Here is a 16,430-nt window from a genome sequence, read left to right on the forward strand (position 1 = left end):
CGCGCGTGCGCCGAGCCCTCCGCCTGCTACCCCTTCCGTTCAGTATCGCCCTCTGCCTGCCGGCGATGGCGGCCGAGAAGCCGCCCAACTGGGGCCTGTGCCCGACCCCGGACGTGCTGCCCAAGTTCGACGATGCGCCCAAGGTCGATCCGAAGATGGCCGCGCTCCGCGACCAGCAGCCGACCGATATCGTCGGCGACAAGCTGTCCGGCACGACCACGCTGCCCAACTACGACGGCAACGTCGCGCTCAAGCGCGGCGACCAGTTCATGGGCACCGACAGCCTGCGCGTGGATACGGAAACCGGCAATTACATCGCCGAAGGCCACGTGCGCTACCAGGATTCGTCGATCCGCATGGTCGCCGACCGCGCCGAAGGCAACCAGGACACCGACACCCACAAGATCACCAACATCCGCTACCAGCTGATCGAGCGCCGCGGCAACGGCAAGGCCGACTCGGTCGACCTGCAAGGCGCGCTGGGGCAGATGCACCGCTCCACCTACACCACCTGCGATCCGTCGCAGCCGGTATGGGAGCTGCATGCGCCGGAGATCGACGTCGACAACGACGAGGGCTTCGGCACCGCGCGCAACGCGGTCCTGAAGATCTACAACGTGCCGATCCTGTACGCGCCCTGGTTCAAGTTCCCGATCGACGATCGACGCACCAGCGGCTTCCTGTTCCCGGCCATCGGCCTGTCCGGGCGCAACGGCTTCGACTACATGCAGCCGTACTACCTGAACCTGGCACCGAACTACGACGCCACTTTGTATCCGCGCTACATGAGCTCGCGCGGCTTCATGCTGGGCAGCGAATTCCGCTATCTGTACGACGGCGGCAAGGGCGAGATCCAGTCAACGTACATGCCGAACGACCGGTTGCGCGACAAGGACCGCGGCAAGTTCGAATACCAGGGTTACCACAACCTGGATTCGCACTGGCAGGCGCGCGCTTCGGTGGCCTGGGTCAGCGACGAGCGCTATACGGAGGACTTCTCCAGACGCCTGCTCGGCAACTCGGTGTCCAACCTGCAGAGCACGGTCGGCGTCTACGGCACCGGCGAGACCTGGACCGGCGGCCTGATGGCCGACCGCTGGCAGCTGACCGACTACACCCTGACCGAGGATGCGCTGCCGTACAACCGCCAGCCGCGCGCCTTCTTCAACTGGGACCAGTCCTTCGGCAACTACTTCGAGGCCGGCCTGTATAGCGAAGCGGTGCGCTTCGTGCACGACGACGTGCATGCCAAGGACGCGCTGTTCGCGCGTACCGGCATGACCACCGACAAGCCCGGCGGCACCCGCCTGGATCTCAAGCCCTATCTGTCGATGCCGCTGGCCGGCGCCGCCTGGTTCCTCAAGCCGACCGTGGCCTGGCGTTACACCGCCTACCAGCTGGACAAGGACCTGGCCGCCACGCTCGGCGGCGATACCTCGCCCACGCGCAGCCTGCCGATCACCACCGTCGATGCCGGCCTGTACTTCGACCGCGACGCCACGTTCGGCGACACCAGCTACCTGCAGACCCTGGAACCGCGGCTGTTCTATCTGTACACGCCGTACCGCAACCAGGACGACCTGCCGATCTTCGACACGCGCGAATTCACCTTCAGCTGGGGCCAGCTGTTCCGCGATTCGCGCTATACCGGTGCCGATCGCCAGAACGACGCCAACCAGATGACGCTGGCGCTGAGCTCGCGCCTGCTGCGCCAGGACGACGGCAAGGAAAAGCTGTCGGTCAGCCTCGGTCAGATCCTGTATTTCAATGACTCCCTGGTCAGCCTGCCCGGCAGCAACACCAGCATCCAGCAGGGCAAGTCGGCATGGATCGCCGACGCCAACTACATGCTCAACGACCGCTGGACGATGGGCGCCACCTACCAGTGGGATCCCAAGTACCGGCGCAAGGACCTGGCCAGCTTCCGCACCCGTTACCTGCTGCCCGGCGACGGCATCATCAACGTCAGCTATCGCTTCCGCCGCGACCTGCTGGAGCAGACCGACGTGTCGGTGCTGTACCCGATCAACCCGACCTGGAGCCTGGTCGGCCGCCACTACTACTCGCTGCAAGACAGCAAGCCGCTGGAAATCATTGCCGGCGTGCAATGGGACAGCTGCTGCCTGGCCGTGCGCGCACTGGCGCGGCGCTATGTGCGCAACCGCGAAGGCGATCTGGACACCGCGTTCCAGGTCGAGTTCGTGCTGAAGGGACTCTCCTCGCTTGGCCAGGACACGGACCGCGTTCTGCGCCGTGCTATTCTCGGCTACAACCGCGACGACCTGTACTTGGTCCCGCCCAGCAACACCACGAGCGATCCGGACGCTTACGATCCGAACCTGATTCCATGACCAATACCCTTTCTGTGTTCCTCGCCACCTTGCTGGCGATCGCCGGTGTGTCCGCTCCGGCCGCCGCGCAACAAACCCAACCGCTGGACCGCATCGCTGCGGTCGTCGACGAGGATGTCGTGCTGCAGAGCGAACTGGATCGTGCCGTTCGCAACGTGAAGGCGCAGTATGCCGGCCGCGAAGCGCAGCTGCCGCCGGACAACGTGCTGCAACGCCAGGTGCTCGAGCGCCTGGTGCTGGTCAAGCTGCAGGTGGCGCGCGCCAACAGCACCGGCATCCGCGTCGGCGACGACGAACTGAACCGCGCCATCGGCAGCATCGCCCAGCAGAACGGCACTGACGTGGACGGCCTGCGCAAGAAGCTCGCCGCCGACGGCATGGCGTTCGACGACTTCCGCAACTCGGTGCGCGACGAGATCACCGTGCAGCGCCTGCGCCAGAGCTTCGCGCAGAGCCGCATCAACGTCAGCGAGAGCGAAGTGGACGCGGCGCTGGCGCAGCAGGCCACCACCGGCGCCCAGTACCACCTGGCGCACATCCTGGTCGGCCTGCCGGAAGGCGCCACCGCCGACCAGATCAAGACCGGGCAGGGTAAGATCGACGGGGTCAAGAGCCTGATCGACAAGGGCGAGATCGATTTCGGCGCCGCCGCGGTGCGTTATTCCGACAGCCCCAACGCGCTGGAAGGCGGCGACCTCGGCTGGCGCAGCCTGGACGAGATTCCCAACGCCTTCGCGCAGCTGATCCGCGACATGAAGCCGGGCCAGGTCGCCGGCCCGCTGCGCGGCCCCAGCGGCTTCCAGTTGCTGAAGCTGGTCGAGATCCGCGATGCCTCGGCCAACCCGGAAAAGAAGACGGTCACCGAATACCACGCCCGCCACATCCTGATCCGGGTCAACGAAGCGCAGCCCGACGCCGCCGCCAAGGCCAAGATCGAGACCCTGCGCGCGCGCATCGCCGGCGGCGCCGACTTCCAGGCCGTGGCCAAGGAGTCGTCCGACGACGCCAACAGCCGTGGCCAGGGCGGCGACCTGGGCTGGTTCCCGGTCGACGCATTCGGCCCGGACTTCGGCCACCAGATCGAAGGCCTGAGCGACAACCAGATCTCGCAGCCGTTCCGCACCGAGGCCGGCTGGCACATCGTGCAGCGCGTGGCCACGCGCCAGACCGACGTGACCAGCGACAGCCAGCGCGCCCAGGTCCGCGAGACCATCGGCCGCCGCAAGCTGGAAGAAGAGTACAACCGCTTCCTGCAGGAAATGCGCGGCGAAGCCTATGTGAACCTGCGCGTCGGCGGTGCCGAGAGCGCCGCTGCGCCTGCGGCCGACGCCACCGCGCCGGCGGCACCCCCGGCACCGGCCGCCGCCAAGAAGTAAGCCGTGCTACCCCCGCTCGCGCTGGTGCCGGGCGAGCCGGCCGGGATCGGCCCGGAACTGTGCGTGCGGCTGGCGCAACAGCCGCGACGCGACTGCCAGCTGCTGGCCTTCGCCGATCCCGATAGCTTGCGCGCCGCCGCCGCGGCGCTGTCGCTGCCATTGCAGCTGCTGCCCGAATCCGCCCCCGCCCTTGCACCCGGCGACCTGCGCCTGCGCCCGGTGCGCAACGCGCTGCCGAGCCGCTTCGGCCATACCGAACCGGCCAATGCCGCCGCGGTGATCGGCGCGCTGATCCAGGCCGCCGACGCCTGCCTGCGCGGCGAACTGGCCGGCCTGGTCACCGGCCCGGTGCACAAGGCGGCGATCAACGCCGGCGGCATCGCCTACACCGGCACCACCGAACTGCTCGCCCGCCATGCCGGATGCGAGGTGGTGATGATGCTGGCCAACGACATCGTGCGCGTGGCCCTGGCCACCACCCACCTGCCGTTGCGCGCGGTCGCCGATGCGCTGACCCCGGCATTGCTGGAACGCTGCCTGCGCATCGTCCACGCCGCGCTACGCAGCGACTTCGGCATCGCCGCGCCGGTCATCGCGGTGCTCGGGCTGAACCCGCATGCCGGCGAAGACGGGCATCTGGGCCGCGAGGAAATCGAGGTGATGGCGCCGGTCCTCGACGCCTTGCGCGGCGAAGGCATGCACCTGCTCGGCCCGCTGCCGGCCGACACCGCGTTCCTGCCGCAGAAACTGGCCGGTGTCGATACGGTGCTGGCGATGTACCACGACCAGGGCCTGCCGGTGCTCAAGTACAGCGGCTTCGAGCGGGCGGTGAACCTGACCCTGGGCCTACCCTACCCGCGCGTGGCGGTCGATCACGGCACCGCGCTGGAGCTGGCCGGGCGCGGCAGCGCCGACCCGTCCAGCCTGTTCGCCGCGGTCGCGCAATGCGCGCAATTGGCCGCGCGCCGCGCGCATCTGTAGGAGCGGCTTCAGCCGCGACCGGGCTTTCCCGATAACGCCCTGTCGCGGCTGAAGCCGCTCCTGCAGGACAGCGCACGCCATCCCGGCCCCATCCCGATAAGATGCCCGCATGACTTCCTATTCCGGCTTCAGCGCCCCGGCCAAGAAATCGCTTGGCCAGCACTTCCTCAGCGACCGCCACTACATCGACAGCATCGTGCGCGCGGTCAATCCCAAGCCGGACGAGCTGCTGGTCGAGATCGGCCCCGGCCAGGGCGCGATCACCTTCCCGCTGCTGCGCCGCCACGGCCGCCTGACCGTGATCGAATTCGACCGCGACCTGATCGCGCCGCTGACCGCCGCGGCGGAAGGGGTCGGCGCACTGACCATCCTCAACCGTGATGTGCTGTCGGTGGATTTCGCCGAACTGGCCGGCGCCAACCGCATCCGCCTGGTCGGCAACCTGCCGTACAACATCTCCTCGCCGATCCTGTTCCATGCGCTGGACCACGCCGCGGCGATCGCCGACATGCACTTCATGCTGCAGAAGGAAGTGGTCGATCGCATGGCCGCGGGGCCGGGCAGCAAGGTCTACGGCCGGCTCAGCGTGATGCTGCAGGCGTATTGCGAAGTGACCTCGCTGTTCGTGGTGCCGCCGGGCGCGTTCCGGCCGCCGCCGAAGGTGGATTCGGCGGTGGTGCGGCTGGTGCCGCATGCGCCGCAGGATATCGGCATCGCCGACCGGCGGCGCTTCGCCGACGTGGTGCGCGCAGCGTTCGGGCAACGCCGCAAGACCTTGCGCAATGCGCTGGGTGGGGTCTGCGACGCCGCCCAGTTCGAGGCCGCCGGGGTGCGCCCGGATGCCCGCGCCGAGCAGCTGGAGGTCGCCGATTTCGTGCGCCTGGCCAACGTGGCGCAAGCCTGAGTTCCAGGTCCGCGCGCCGCAGCGCGATCCGCATCCATCCGCGCCAGGCACACGCCGCAGCACGAACATCGCAGCAGCGCGGGCGCCGATCGCACTGCGCGACCGGCCGACGCCACGCGTCACCACGCGCAGCGGCCGCAGCGCGCGCTGTCTGCAGCGCGCTCGTAGACAGCGCGCAGTCCATTCCTGCGCCGGCTTTGCTTACACTGTGAGGCATGAACGATGACGCCCCCTATCGGATCGAGGTCGAAGTGTCGCCCCGGTTCCTCGACGACCAATCGACGCCGGAGGACGGGCGCTACGCGTTCGCCTACACCATCCGCATCCACAACCGCGGCCGCGTCGCCGCGCGGCTGATCGCCCGGCACTGGGAAATCACCGATGGCAACGGCCGCGTGGAGCGCGTGGACGGCGACGGCGTGGTCGGCGAACAGCCGCGACTGCGTCCCGGCGAGGACTTCCGCTACACCTCCGGGCTGATGCTGGAAACCGAGCACGGCACGATGCGCGGCCACTACGACATGGAAGCCGACGACGGCACCCATTTCGTCGCACCGGTCGCACCGTTCGTGCTGACCATGCCGCGGACCCTGCACTGATGGCATCGGCATGAGCGTATGGGCCATCGGCGACCTGCAGGGTTGCTACGACATCACCCAGCGGCTGCTGGAGAAGATCCGCTTCGATCCGGCGGTGGACCGGCTGTGGTTCTGCGGCGACCTGGTCAACCGCGGCGGGCAGTCTCTGGAAACCCTGCGCCTGGTGCACTCGTTGCGCGCGCACAGCGTGGTGGTGCTGGGCAACCACGACCTGTCGCTGCTGGCGATCGGCGAGCGCAGCCTGGACGAGCAGCGCAAGGTCAATGCGGACCTGCAGCGCATCGTGCTGGCCGAGGACCGCGACGAACTGCTGACCTGGCTGCGCATGCAGAAACTGCTGCACGCCGACCGCGAACTGGGCTGGATGATGATCCACGCCGGGCTGGCGCCGAAGTGGACCACCACTCTGGCCGAGAAGCATGCGCGCGAGGTCGAACAGCAACTGCACGGCAGCGGCTACCGCAAGCTGTTCAGTAACATGTACGGCGACCGCCCGGCCTGGTCGCCGGGGCTGACCGGCTACGACCGCGCGCGCGCGATCATCAACCTGTTCACCCGCGCCCGCTATTGCACCCCACGCGGGCGCATCGCGATTGAGGAGAAAGGCACGCCGGGCACCCAGGCGCAGGGCCTGTATCCGTGGTTCGAAGTGCCCGGCCGCGCCGAGCGCGACCTGAAGATCGTCTGCGGCCACTGGTCCACGCTGGGCCTGGCCATTACCCAGGGCGTGCACGCGATCGACACCGGGGCGGTGTGGGGCGGCAAGCTCACCGCGTTGCGCCTGGACAGCGAAGACCTGCAGGTGGTGCAGGTGCCGGGGCGCCCGATCGAGGGACCGCCGCCGGTGCAGCGCACGCGGCCGCCGCGGCGCAGGACCGGCGGTGGGCGCGGTGCGGGCGGTGGTGCTGCCGCTGCATCGCCGCCACCCGATCAGGAATGACGGCCACGCAGACTGCCAACGTGTAGGAGCGGCTTCAGCCGCGACAGGATCTCGCCGGTCACGCCCGGTCGCGGCTGAAGCCGCTCCTACACCACGCCGCGCCGCCGGCGCGAATGCGCTACGGCGCGCTACGCCTGCGCCGGTAATCGACGAATTCGAACGCCAGCGCATGCCGGGCATCGGCCGCGTGCGCCTGCCGCGCCACGACCTCCCACTGCGCCGGATCGAACGCCGGAAAATGCGCATCGGCGCCTTCGACCAGCGTGTCCACGTGGGTCAGGTACAGCATCTCGGCATGCGGCAAGGCCAGCGCGAAGATGTCGCCACCGCCGATCACCGCCAGCTCCCCGGCGCCGCTGGCCTGCGCCGCCTCGATCGCGGCGGACAGCGAAGCGACCGCCTGCATGCCTTCGAACGGCACCTGCCCCGAGCGCGTCAGCACCAGATTCAGGCGCCCCGGCAGCGCGCGGCCCAGCGACTGCGCGGTCTTGCGCCCCATCAGCACCGGCTTGCCCAGGGTCAGCGCCTTGAAGCGCTTCAGGTCGTCCGGCAAGCGCCACGGCAGGTCGTTGTCGCGGCCGATGGCGTTGCCGCGATCGAGCGCGGCGATCAGGGTTATTCGGGACTCGGGACCCGGGACTCGGGACTCGTCCCTGCCCGTCCTCGCCGATGCCACCGCTGTTGCATTTTCCGAGTCCCGAGTCCCGAGTCCCGAGTCCCGCCGCCTCATACCGCCACCGGCGCCTTGATCGCCGGATGCGGGTCGTAGCCCTCGATCGCGATGTCGTCGTAGGTGAACGCGAACAGGTCGCTGACCGCGGGATTCAGGCGCAGCGTCGGCAACGGCCGCGGCGTGCGCGCCAGCTGCTCGCGCGCCTGCTCGAAGTGGTTCGAATACAGGTGCGCATCGCCCAGCGTGTGCACGAAATCGCCGACACCCAGGCCGGTGGCCTGCGCCACCATGTGGGTCAGCAGCGCGTAGCTGGCGATGTTGAACGGCACGCCGAGGAAGATGTCGCCGCTGCGCTGGTACAACTGGCAGCTGAGCGTGCCGTCGACCACGTAGAACTGGAACAGGCTGTGGCACGGCATCAACGCCATCTGCGGCAATTCCGCCACGTTCCAGGCGCTGATCACCAAGCGCCGCGAGTCGGGATTGCGCTTGATCTCGTCCACCAGCCATTGCATCTGGTCGATCTCGCCGCCGTCGGCGCCGGTCCAGCGGCGCCATTGCTTGCCGTACACCGGGCCGAGTTCGCCTTGCGCATCGGCCCACTCGTCCCAGATGCTGACCTTGTTGTCCTTCAGGTAGGCGATGTTGGTCTCGCCCTTCAGGAACCACAGCAGCTCGTGCACGATCGAGCGCAGGTGCAGCTTCTTGGTGGTCACCAGCGGGAAGCCGGCATTGAGATCGAAGCGCATCTGCCAGCCGAACACGCTTCGCGTGCCGGTGCCGGTGCGGTCGGATTTCTCCGCGCCGTGCTCAAGCACGTGGCGCAGCAGGTCCAGGTAGGCCTTCATGGCGTGGCGTCCAGTGCGACCGGCACCGGCTGCAATACCGGCGCGCGGCGCGAGCGCCACAGCAGGAACAGGCCGAGCAGGATCAGCGGCGTGCTCAGGATCTGGCCCATGGTCAGCCAATGAAACGCCAGGTAGCCGATCGGCACATCCGGCACGCGCACGAACTCCACCGCGAAGCGGAACACCCCATACAGCAGCGCGAACAGACCGGACACCGCATAGCGCCGGCGCGGCCGCAGCGAGAACGTCCACAGCAGCGCGAACAGCACCAACCCTTCCAGCGCCGCCTCGTACAGCTGCGAGGGATGCCGCGCGAACTTGTCCAGCGCACCGCTGGCGTACTGCGCCTGGATCTGCGCCAGCGGCCAGTCCTGCAGCTCCGGCGTGCGCGGGAAGATCACGCCCCAACCGGCATTGGTGAACTTGCCCCACAGCTCGCCGCCGACGAAATTGCCGACGCGGCCGAAACCCAGCCCCAGCGGCACCAGCGGCGCGACGAAATCCATGGTGTCGAAGAAGTGCAGGCGCGACTTGCGCGACCACCAGGCCGCCGCCACCAGCACGCCGATCAGGCCGCCGTGGAAGCTCATGCCGCCATCCCAGACCTTGAAGATCAGCAGCGGGTTGGCCAGGAAATCGTGCAGCGCGTAGAACAGCATGTAGCCGATGCGCCCGCCGAGCACCACGCCGAGCATCGCGTAGAACAGCAGATCGGAAAACCCGTCCATGTCCACGCCGGGCAGGCGGCCGGCGCGGATGCGCAGCCGGCCCAGCCACCAGGCCGAGGCGAAGGCGGCCAGGTACATCAGCCCATACCAGTGCACCTTCACCGGGCCGAGCGAGAAGGCGATGGGATCGATCTGGTGGAGATAGGTCATGCGGGAACGTCGGCCGGAGGGCGAGGGTCGCCTATTCTGCCATCGGCGCCGGTCACTGCCGTGGTCTTGGTCGACTTGAACTGCGCCAGGCTTCATCTGCCGGCAGGCGCAAGCGTCTGCCATCGGCGCCGGTCACTGCCGTGGTCTTGGTCGACTTGAACTGCGCCAGGCTTCATCTGCCGGCAGGCGCAAGCGTCTGCCATCGGCGCCGGTCACTGGTGCAGTCGCGATCAACTCAGACGGCGCCACGCTTCATCTGCGGGCAGGCGCGACCCACATCGCGGCGAGTCATGCCGCGGCGGCGCTCAATCCAGCAGTTGCGGCATATTCGGCAATTCATCGGACTCGGCCTGGCCCGGCTGCACGGGGAAATGCGTGGCCAGCAAGGCCGACACCGCCGCCACCCCGGCGATCACCGCCTGCTCGGGCTGGCCGGCGCGCATGTCGCGCTCGATCAGCGCGCAGACGGCGCGCCATTGCGCAGGGTCGATGCGCCCGCGCAGGCCGCGATCGGCCACGATCTCGATCCGGTGCTCGGCCAGCAGCAGGTAGATCAGGACGCCGTTATTGGCCTCAGTGTCCCAGGTGCGCAACTGCGCGAAGGCCTGCTCGGCGCGTGCGCGCGGCGCCAGGCCGCGCAACACCGCCGCCGGCGCCAGCGCCGATTCGACCGCGAACATCACCTGACCGCGGTGCGTGCGCTCGCCGTCGGCGATCGCCGCGCCGATGCGCTCCAGGCTGGCGTTGGGGAACAGCCGGCGCGCTGCCGGCGCGAACAGATGGCGAAGCAGCCGCATCACCAACTCCCCGAGGCGCCACCGCCTCCCGAACTGCCGCCTCCACCGCCCCAGCCACCGCCACCGCCAAAACCACCGCCCCCTCCGAAACCACCACCACCGAAGCCGCCGAAGCCGCCGCCACCCCAACCACCGCCGCCACCGCCGCCGACCGAGCGGCCCGGCGAGATGCCCGACAGCAGGCCCAGCACCAGCCCGATGGCGCCGGTCAGCACGCCGACGAACAGCGACAGGCTCAGCAACAGGCCCACCCCGCCGCCGGCGACCGCCGCCAGCACGCCGCGCAGCAACCGCGGCGCACGCGCGAACAGCAGTTGCGCGACGAAGGCGGCGAACAGCCCGGCGAAGAAACCGAGCGGCAGCTTGCCGCCGGAACGTGATTCGGCCGCATGCGTGCTCACTGGCGGCGGCAGCTGTTCGCCGTCGATCAGCTTGACCAGCATCGCGGTGGCCTCGGCGATGCCGCCGCTGTAGTCGCCGGCGCGGAACCGCGGCACCAGGTACTCCTGGATGATGCGGTTGGCGGTGGCGTCGGGAATCGCGCCTTCCAGCCCATAGCCGGGCTGGATGCGCACCCGCCGATCGTCCTTGGCCACCACCAGCAGTACGCCGTCGTCCACGCCCTTGCGGCCGATCTGCCACTTATCGAACACGCGCTGGGTGTACTGCTCGATCGTTTCCGGCGCAGTGGTCGCGACCATCAGCACCTGCAGCTGGCTGCCCTTGCGCTGCTGCAGTTGCACTGCCTGCTGTTCCAGCGCGAGGCGCTGGGTCGGCTGCAGGGTGCCGGTGGTATCGACCACCGGCGTGTCCAGCGGCGGAATCGGCGCCTCGCTGCTGGCCTGTGCCCAGGCCAGCAGCGGCAGCAGCGCCAGCAGCAGCACTCCGATCCAGGCACGCCGACCGCGGCGCGCAGGGCGCTGGCGGGTGATCGCATCAGTCATTGCAGACTCCTGCCGACGCAATCGCGCGGCGGCATCGAAAGGAAGAAACCGCAGCGGCGGCCTGCTTCGGAACGCATTGGCCACCCTGGGCCGCCAACACGACTGTAGCGTCCTAGCGCTGGCCGCGGCACAGGCCAACGCGTAGCGGCAGCATCACCGGCACCGTTGCGCGCTGCAGCGCGCTCACTGCTACTGCGCCGGTGCAGGCTGCGGCGACTGCTGCGGCGGCTTGGGCGCCGCCGGCTGGCCGCCGAAATTCACCGCCGGCGCCTCGGAGATCTGCGCCTCGTTGGCTACACTGAAGTTCGGCTTTTCCTTGTAGCCGAAGATCTTCGAGGTGATCACCTGCGGGAACGAGCGGATGTAGGTGTTGTAGTCCTGCACCGCCTGGATGTAGCGGCCACGGGCCACGGTGATGCGGTTCTCGGTGCCTTCCAGCTGCGCCTGCAGGTCGCGGAACGACTGGTCGGACTTGAGGTTGGGATAGTTCTCGGTGACCACCAGCAGACGCGACAGCGCGCTGGACAGCTGGCCCTGCGCCTGCTGGAACTGCTGCAGCGAGGCCGCATCGTCGGCGTTGACCTGGACCTGGCCGACCCGCGCACGCGCATTGGTCACGTCGGTCAGCACTTGCCGCTCCTGGTCGGCATAGCCCTTGACCGTGTTGACCAGATTCGGGATCAGGTCGGCGCGGCGCTTGTACTGGTTGAGCACCTCGGACCAGCCGGCCTTGACCGCCTCGTCCTTCTGCTGGATCGCGTTGTAGCCGCAACCGGACAACAGCACCGCGACGGCGGCGAGCAACAACGAGCGGGACAACAGGCGCATGGCGCTCTCCGGGGTAAAGACAGGGCGCAGCTTGCCACGCCCCCCGTGAAAACGCAGCCGCGACCGCGTCAGCCGTTCACCACTGGCCGGCGCCGGGCACGTGGTGCGCGGCGGCGCGGCGGCGCATCAGCAGGTTCAGCCATTCCACCAACACCGAAAAGCCCATCGCCGTGTAGATGTAGGGCTTGGGCACGTGCACGTCCAGGCCGTCCAGGATCAGCACCACACCGATCATCAGGATGAACGCCAGCGCCAGCATCTTCACCGTCGGGTTGGCGTCGATGAAGCGGCCCAGCGGGTTGGCCGCCAGCAGCATCACCGCCACTGCCAGCAGCACCGCCGCCACCATCACCGGGATGTGCTGGGACATGCCGACCGCGGTGATCACCGAGTCCAGCGAGAACACGATGTCGATCACCGCGATCTGCGCGATCACCATCCAGAACACGCCCGAGGCCTTGCTGGTGGTCGGATCGGCATCTTCGCCGCCGGTGATCATCTCGCGGATCTCCATCGTGCCCTTCACCAGCAGGAACACGCCGCCGACGATCAGCACCAGGTCGCGCACCGAAATGCCCATGCCGGCGACGCTGAACAGCTCGCCCTGCATCCGCGCCAGGAACGCCAGCGACACCAGCAGCGCGATGCGGGTCAGGCACGCCACCGCGATGCCGAACTTGCGCGCCGCCGGGCGCCGCGCCTCGGGCAGCTTGCCTACGGCGATGGAGATGAACACCAGGTTGTCGATGCCCAGCACGATTTCCAACGCGCTCAGCGTCAGCAGTGTCAGCCAGGTGTTGGGATCGGCGAGAAACTCGAAAGCCATGGGGTCGAATCCTTATAACGGTAAAAAAGACAGGCGCACGTCACAGCAGGCGCGGCAGCAGGATCAGCCCCCAGCACAGCACGACATTGGCCAGCATCAGCAGCACGGCGGCCGAGCCCATGTCCTTGGCGCGACCGGCCAGTTCGTGGTGCTCGGGCCCGTAGCGCTCGATCACCGCCTCGATCGCGGAATTGAGCAGTTCCACTGCCAGCACCAGCAGCAGCGAGCCGATCATCAGCGCCTGCTGCAGCGGCCCCTGACCCAGCCACAGCGCCAGCGGCGCCAGCAGCACGAACAGGCACGCTTCCAGCCGGAACGAGGACTCGTGCAGCCAGGCCGCGCGCAGCCCCTGGTAGGACCAGCGCAGCGCCATTAGCATCCGGCGCGGCCCGCGCGGCAGGTGCCCGAATTGGTCGGCCATGGATCAGCCCCGACCTGCGGAACGGAAACGCGACGGCGACGGCCGGAAGGGAACGGTCATGGGCGATGGCGAAGCGGGCTAATTGGCGATTTTGCCACAAGCCCCCGCCCGTCGCAGGAACCGGTCGCCGCATTTGCCTGTCGCCCCGCGCCTGCGGCACCATCGCCGCTGCGTCGCACCTAGGAAACGCACCATGTCCCGTTCGCCGCTGCGCACCGCGCTGCTCGCCAGCTGCCTGTTCCTGCTGGGCCTGCATTCGGCCCTGGCACGCGCGCCGGCGCCGCCGCCGCAGATCCCCGCGCAGGTCTCCAGCCCGGCCTGGGAACAGGACATGCAGCGCTTCGCCCAGGCCGATGCCGCGTATCCGCCCAAGCGTGGCGGTGTGCTGTTCGTCGGCAGTTCCTCGATCCGCTTGTGGACCTCGCTGGCCAGCGACTTCCCGGGTGTGGACACGCTCAACCGCGGCTTCGGCGGCTCGGAGATACGCGACAGCACCTGGTACGCCGACCGCATCGTGGTGCCGTACCGGCCGCGCTTGATCGTGTTCTACGCCGGCGACAACGACCTCAACAGCGGCCGCAGCCCGCAGCAGTTGCGCGAGAACTTCCTGGCCTTCGTGGCGCGGGTGCGCCGCGACCTGCCCAAGACCCGCATCGCCTACCTCTCGATCAAGCCCAGCCCGGCGCGCGCGGCGCTGCTGCCGCAGGTGGCCGACGCCAACGCGCTGATCCGCAAGGCCGCGGCGGGGCTGAAGCAGGTGGACTTCATCGACGTGTACACGCCGATGCTCGATGCCGACGGGCGACCACGCGGCGAATTGTTCGGCCCGGACCATCTGCACATGAACGCCGCCGGCTATGCGCTGTGGCGCGACACGGTGCGGCCGTATGTGAAGCGCTGAGCGCGCGCCAGCGCCGACGTCGGCGTTTCAGGCAATCCAGCCGCTCACTTGATCGGATCGAAGCGCACGGTGGCGGTGGTGCCGCCGCCTTCAGCGCTTTCCAGCCCGATCCGCCAGCCGAAGCGCTCGCACAGCCGGCGCACGATCGACAGGCCCAGTCCGGTGCCCTGCGGGCGGTCCGGTTCGGCGCGGAAGAACGGCTCGAACGCGCGCTGCAGCGCTTCGCTGGACATGCCGATGCCGGTATCGCGGATGCTGATTCGGTCGCTGCCGACCTCGACCTCGATGCTGCCCGCGTCGGTGTAGCTGCAGGCGTTGCGCAGCAGGTTGCTGACCACCACGTGCAGCACCCGCGGCGGCGCATGCAGGCGCGTGGCGGCGGCGACGCTGACGCTTAGCGTCACCGGCTTGCCGGTCAGCAGTTCGCGCGCGTTCTCGGCCTCGTACTCGACCACGTCGGCGACCTCGAAGGTCTCGCTCTGCGGCTCCACGTCCGCCTCGCGCGCCAGGATCAGGAACGCGTCGATCACCGCTTCCATGTCGCGGCCGGCGCGCTGGATGCGCTGCAGGCTGCGGCTCAGCCGCGGCGACAGGTCCGGATCGGTCATGGCGATGTCGCTGGCGACACGGATCACGGTCAGCGGCGTGCGCAGTTCGTGGCTGGCGTCGCGGGTGAAGTTGCGCTCGCGCGAGACGTGATCGGTGACGCGCAGGGCCAGCGAGTGCAAGGCGGCGGCCAGTTGCCGCGATTCGCCCTGCACGTCGGCCGGCAGGTTTTCCGGCGCCAGATCGGCGGTGGACGGATGCCGCGGGTCCCATTGCGACACGCGCCGCGCCAGCCAGTTCACCGGCGACAGCAGCCGCCGCGAGGCGCGGTGGGTCAGCCATCCCACCACCACCACCGCGATCAGGGTCAGCAGCGCCGGCACGATGCCGAACCAGAACGCCAGGCGCTGCGCCTGCGCGCGCAGGAACACCAGGTACAGGCGCCCGGCCGTGGTCTCGTCGACCAGCACCATTTCGCCACCGGGGCGGTTCTCGTGCAGGCCAAGATCGAGGCCGCGCAACTCTGCCGGCACCGCCGCATCCGATTGCCCGGCCGGCACCAGATAACCGCGCAAGGTGTGGCTGTTGGGCGGCGGCTGCGCCGGCGACTGCGCGTGCAGGCGCCAGTAGTGCGCCGCTTCCTCGCGCATCACCGATCCGACCAGCGAGTGCTGCACGACCGCCACGACCAGATAGCTGCCCAAGGCGACGATGCAGGCCGCGAACAGGATCCGGGCGATCAAGGCAAGGCGGATGTTGCGCGGCAGACCGTGCGGCATTAAAGCTTCCGTTTCTTTTTGCCACGATTATAGAAGGGCGGATCGTAAATCCGCCGTGCAAGCAGACTCCGTTTCCGGGGCCTGCTGGGCACGAACGCGAGTACCGCTCAGCTCATCGGCTGGGCGATGTCGGCGATGCGGTAACCGGCGCTCTGCACGGTGTGCAGCAACGGCCGGTCGAACGGCTTGTCGATGATCTTGCGCAGGTTGTAAAGATGGCTGCGCAGCGTGTCCGAGTCGGGCAGGCCGTTGCCCCAGATCTCGCGCTCGATCTCCTGGCGGGTAACCACCCGCGGCGACTCGCGCATCAGGATAGTCAGCAGGCGCAGGCCGATCGGCGACAGCTGCAGTTCGGTGCCGGCGCGGGTCGCACGCATGCTCACCGGGTCCAGCACCAGGTCGGCCACCTTCAGCACTTCCGAGCCGACCTGGCGGCGCTCGCGACGGATCAGCGCCCGCAGCCGCGCTTCCAGTTCCTGGATCGCGAACGGCTTGGTCAGGTAGTCGTCGGCGCCGAAGCCCAGCCCGGTGAGCTTGTCGTCGAGCGTGTCGCGCGCGGTCAGCATCAGCACCGGCGTGGACTTGCGCGCGTCGTTGCGCAGACGGCGGCATACCTCGATGCCGTCCAGGCGTGGCAGCATCAGGTCCAGCACCACCACGTCGTAGCTGTTCTCCGCGGCCAGACGGTAGCCGTCCAGGCCATCGCAGGCGTAATCCACTTCGAATCCGCGGCCTTCCAGGTATTCGCCGATCATCTCGGAGATGTTGCGGTTGTCCTCGACGACCAGAACGAGTCCGGAGGTTTCCTTGGTCTGACGCATAGAGCTTCCTCAGTCTT

The 16,430-nt window shown here is 68.6% G+C and carries 17 protein-coding genes; 7 read left to right on the forward strand and 10 right to left on the reverse strand.

All coding sequences use genetic code 11. From position 1 onward, the window contains the following. Positions 1 to 5: 5 nt before the first annotated feature. From lptD to ISN38_RS06750, 6 genes are all read left to right on the forward strand, one after another. Positions 6 to 2,351, forward strand: a complete 2,346-nt coding sequence (gene lptD, locus ISN38_RS06725) for an LPS-assembly protein LptD (protein WP_003472718.1) — start codon at positions 6 to 8, stop codon at positions 2,349 to 2,351. Then, positions 2,348 to 3,727, forward strand: coding sequence for a peptidylprolyl isomerase (locus tag ISN38_RS06730; RefSeq protein WP_003472723.1), 1,380 nt, complete (start codon positions 2,348 to 2,350; stop codon positions 3,725 to 3,727). Before lptD ends, ISN38_RS06730 begins: the two co-directional genes overlap by 4 nt. Positions 3,728 to 3,730: 3 nt before the next feature. Continuing rightward, positions 3,731 to 4,708, forward strand: coding sequence for a 4-hydroxythreonine-4-phosphate dehydrogenase PdxA (gene pdxA, locus ISN38_RS06735; RefSeq protein ID WP_003472726.1), 978 nt, complete (start codon positions 3,731 to 3,733; stop codon positions 4,706 to 4,708). Positions 4,709 to 4,817: 109 nt separating this feature from the next. Beyond that, positions 4,818 to 5,612 (forward strand): 16S rRNA (adenine(1518)-N(6)/adenine(1519)-N(6))-dimethyltransferase RsmA, encoded by a 795-nt coding sequence (gene rsmA / locus ISN38_RS06740; protein WP_003472731.1) that lies wholly within the window; start codon positions 4,818 to 4,820, stop codon positions 5,610 to 5,612. A gap of 215 nt (positions 5,613 to 5,827) precedes the next feature. After that, a complete protein-coding gene (gene apaG / locus ISN38_RS06745; protein WP_003472733.1) occupies positions 5,828 to 6,211 on the forward strand; it encodes a Co2+/Mg2+ efflux protein ApaG in 384 nt (127 codons plus the stop codon). A gap of 10 nt (positions 6,212 to 6,221) precedes the next feature. Further along, complete coding sequence (locus tag ISN38_RS06750; RefSeq protein ID WP_047324566.1) at positions 6,222 to 7,151, forward strand: symmetrical bis(5'-nucleosyl)-tetraphosphatase; 930 nt, start codon at positions 6,222 to 6,224, stop codon at positions 7,149 to 7,151. 118 nt (positions 7,152 to 7,269) lie between these two features. On the opposite strand, the gene ISN38_RS06755 is transcribed toward ISN38_RS06750, so the two are convergent. The 8 genes from ISN38_RS06755 to ISN38_RS06790 form a co-directional block, all read right to left on the reverse strand. Beyond that, positions 7,270 to 7,770: a dihydrofolate reductase gene (locus ISN38_RS06755; protein WP_047325540.1), complete on the reverse strand. Its 501-nt coding sequence runs from the start codon at positions 7,768 to 7,770 to the stop codon at positions 7,270 to 7,272. 107 nt (positions 7,771 to 7,877) lie between these two features. Continuing rightward, a complete protein-coding gene (locus tag ISN38_RS06760) occupies positions 7,878 to 8,672 on the reverse strand; it encodes a thymidylate synthase (RefSeq protein ID WP_206712111.1) in 795 nt (264 codons plus the stop codon). Beyond that, complete coding sequence (gene lgt, locus ISN38_RS06765) at positions 8,669 to 9,550, reverse strand: prolipoprotein diacylglyceryl transferase (RefSeq protein WP_206712112.1); 882 nt, start codon at positions 9,548 to 9,550, stop codon at positions 8,669 to 8,671. The genes ISN38_RS06760 and lgt overlap by 4 nt, the downstream gene beginning before the upstream one ends. 305 nt (positions 9,551 to 9,855) lie before the next feature. Then, on the reverse strand, positions 9,856 to 10,347 hold the full coding sequence (locus ISN38_RS06770; RefSeq protein ID WP_004426029.1) for a TPM domain-containing protein: 492 nt from the start codon (positions 10,345 to 10,347) through the stop codon (positions 9,856 to 9,858). After that, positions 10,347 to 11,291 (reverse strand): TPM domain-containing protein, encoded by a 945-nt coding sequence (locus ISN38_RS06775; RefSeq protein ID WP_004426028.1) that lies wholly within the window; start codon positions 11,289 to 11,291, stop codon positions 10,347 to 10,349. Before ISN38_RS06775 ends, ISN38_RS06770 begins: the two co-directional genes overlap by 1 nt. 189 nt (positions 11,292 to 11,480) lie before the next feature. Further along, the gene (locus tag ISN38_RS06780; RefSeq protein ID WP_003481596.1) at positions 11,481 to 12,119 is read right to left on the reverse strand and encodes a LemA family protein; all 639 of its coding nucleotides are present in this window, start codon (positions 12,117 to 12,119) and stop codon (positions 11,481 to 11,483) included. 76 nt (positions 12,120 to 12,195) lie between these two features. Further along, positions 12,196 to 12,945: a TerC family protein gene (locus tag ISN38_RS06785; RefSeq protein ID WP_003481597.1), complete on the reverse strand. Its 750-nt coding sequence runs from the start codon at positions 12,943 to 12,945 to the stop codon at positions 12,196 to 12,198. A 40-nt stretch (positions 12,946 to 12,985) separates the two neighbouring features. Then, positions 12,986 to 13,366 carry a diacylglycerol kinase gene (locus ISN38_RS06790; RefSeq protein WP_004426026.1) on the reverse strand — a complete coding sequence of 127 codons (381 nt, stop codon included), beginning with the start codon at positions 13,364 to 13,366 and terminating at the stop codon, positions 12,986 to 12,988. 193 nt (positions 13,367 to 13,559) lie between these two features. On the opposite strand from ISN38_RS06790, the gene ISN38_RS06795 reads away from it, so the two are divergent. Continuing rightward, positions 13,560 to 14,267, forward strand: a complete 708-nt coding sequence (locus tag ISN38_RS06795; protein ID WP_047324563.1) for an SGNH/GDSL hydrolase family protein — start codon at positions 13,560 to 13,562, stop codon at positions 14,265 to 14,267. A 44-nt stretch (positions 14,268 to 14,311) separates the two neighbouring features. Here the strand turns inward: ISN38_RS06795 and ISN38_RS06800 are convergent, their stop codons facing one another. After that, a complete protein-coding gene (locus ISN38_RS06800; protein ID WP_206712113.1) occupies positions 14,312 to 15,592 on the reverse strand; it encodes a sensor histidine kinase in 1,281 nt (426 codons plus the stop codon). Between the two features lie 107 nt (positions 15,593 to 15,699). Then, positions 15,700 to 16,413 carry a response regulator transcription factor gene (locus ISN38_RS06805; protein WP_003481607.1) on the reverse strand — a complete coding sequence of 238 codons (714 nt, stop codon included), beginning with the start codon at positions 16,411 to 16,413 and terminating at the stop codon, positions 15,700 to 15,702. Positions 16,414 to 16,430: the final 17 nt, after the last annotated feature.

Source organism: Xanthomonas translucens pv. undulosa, assembly GCF_017301775.1.
GTDB classification, from domain to species: domain Bacteria; phylum Pseudomonadota; class Gammaproteobacteria; order Xanthomonadales; family Xanthomonadaceae; genus Xanthomonas_A; species Xanthomonas_A translucens.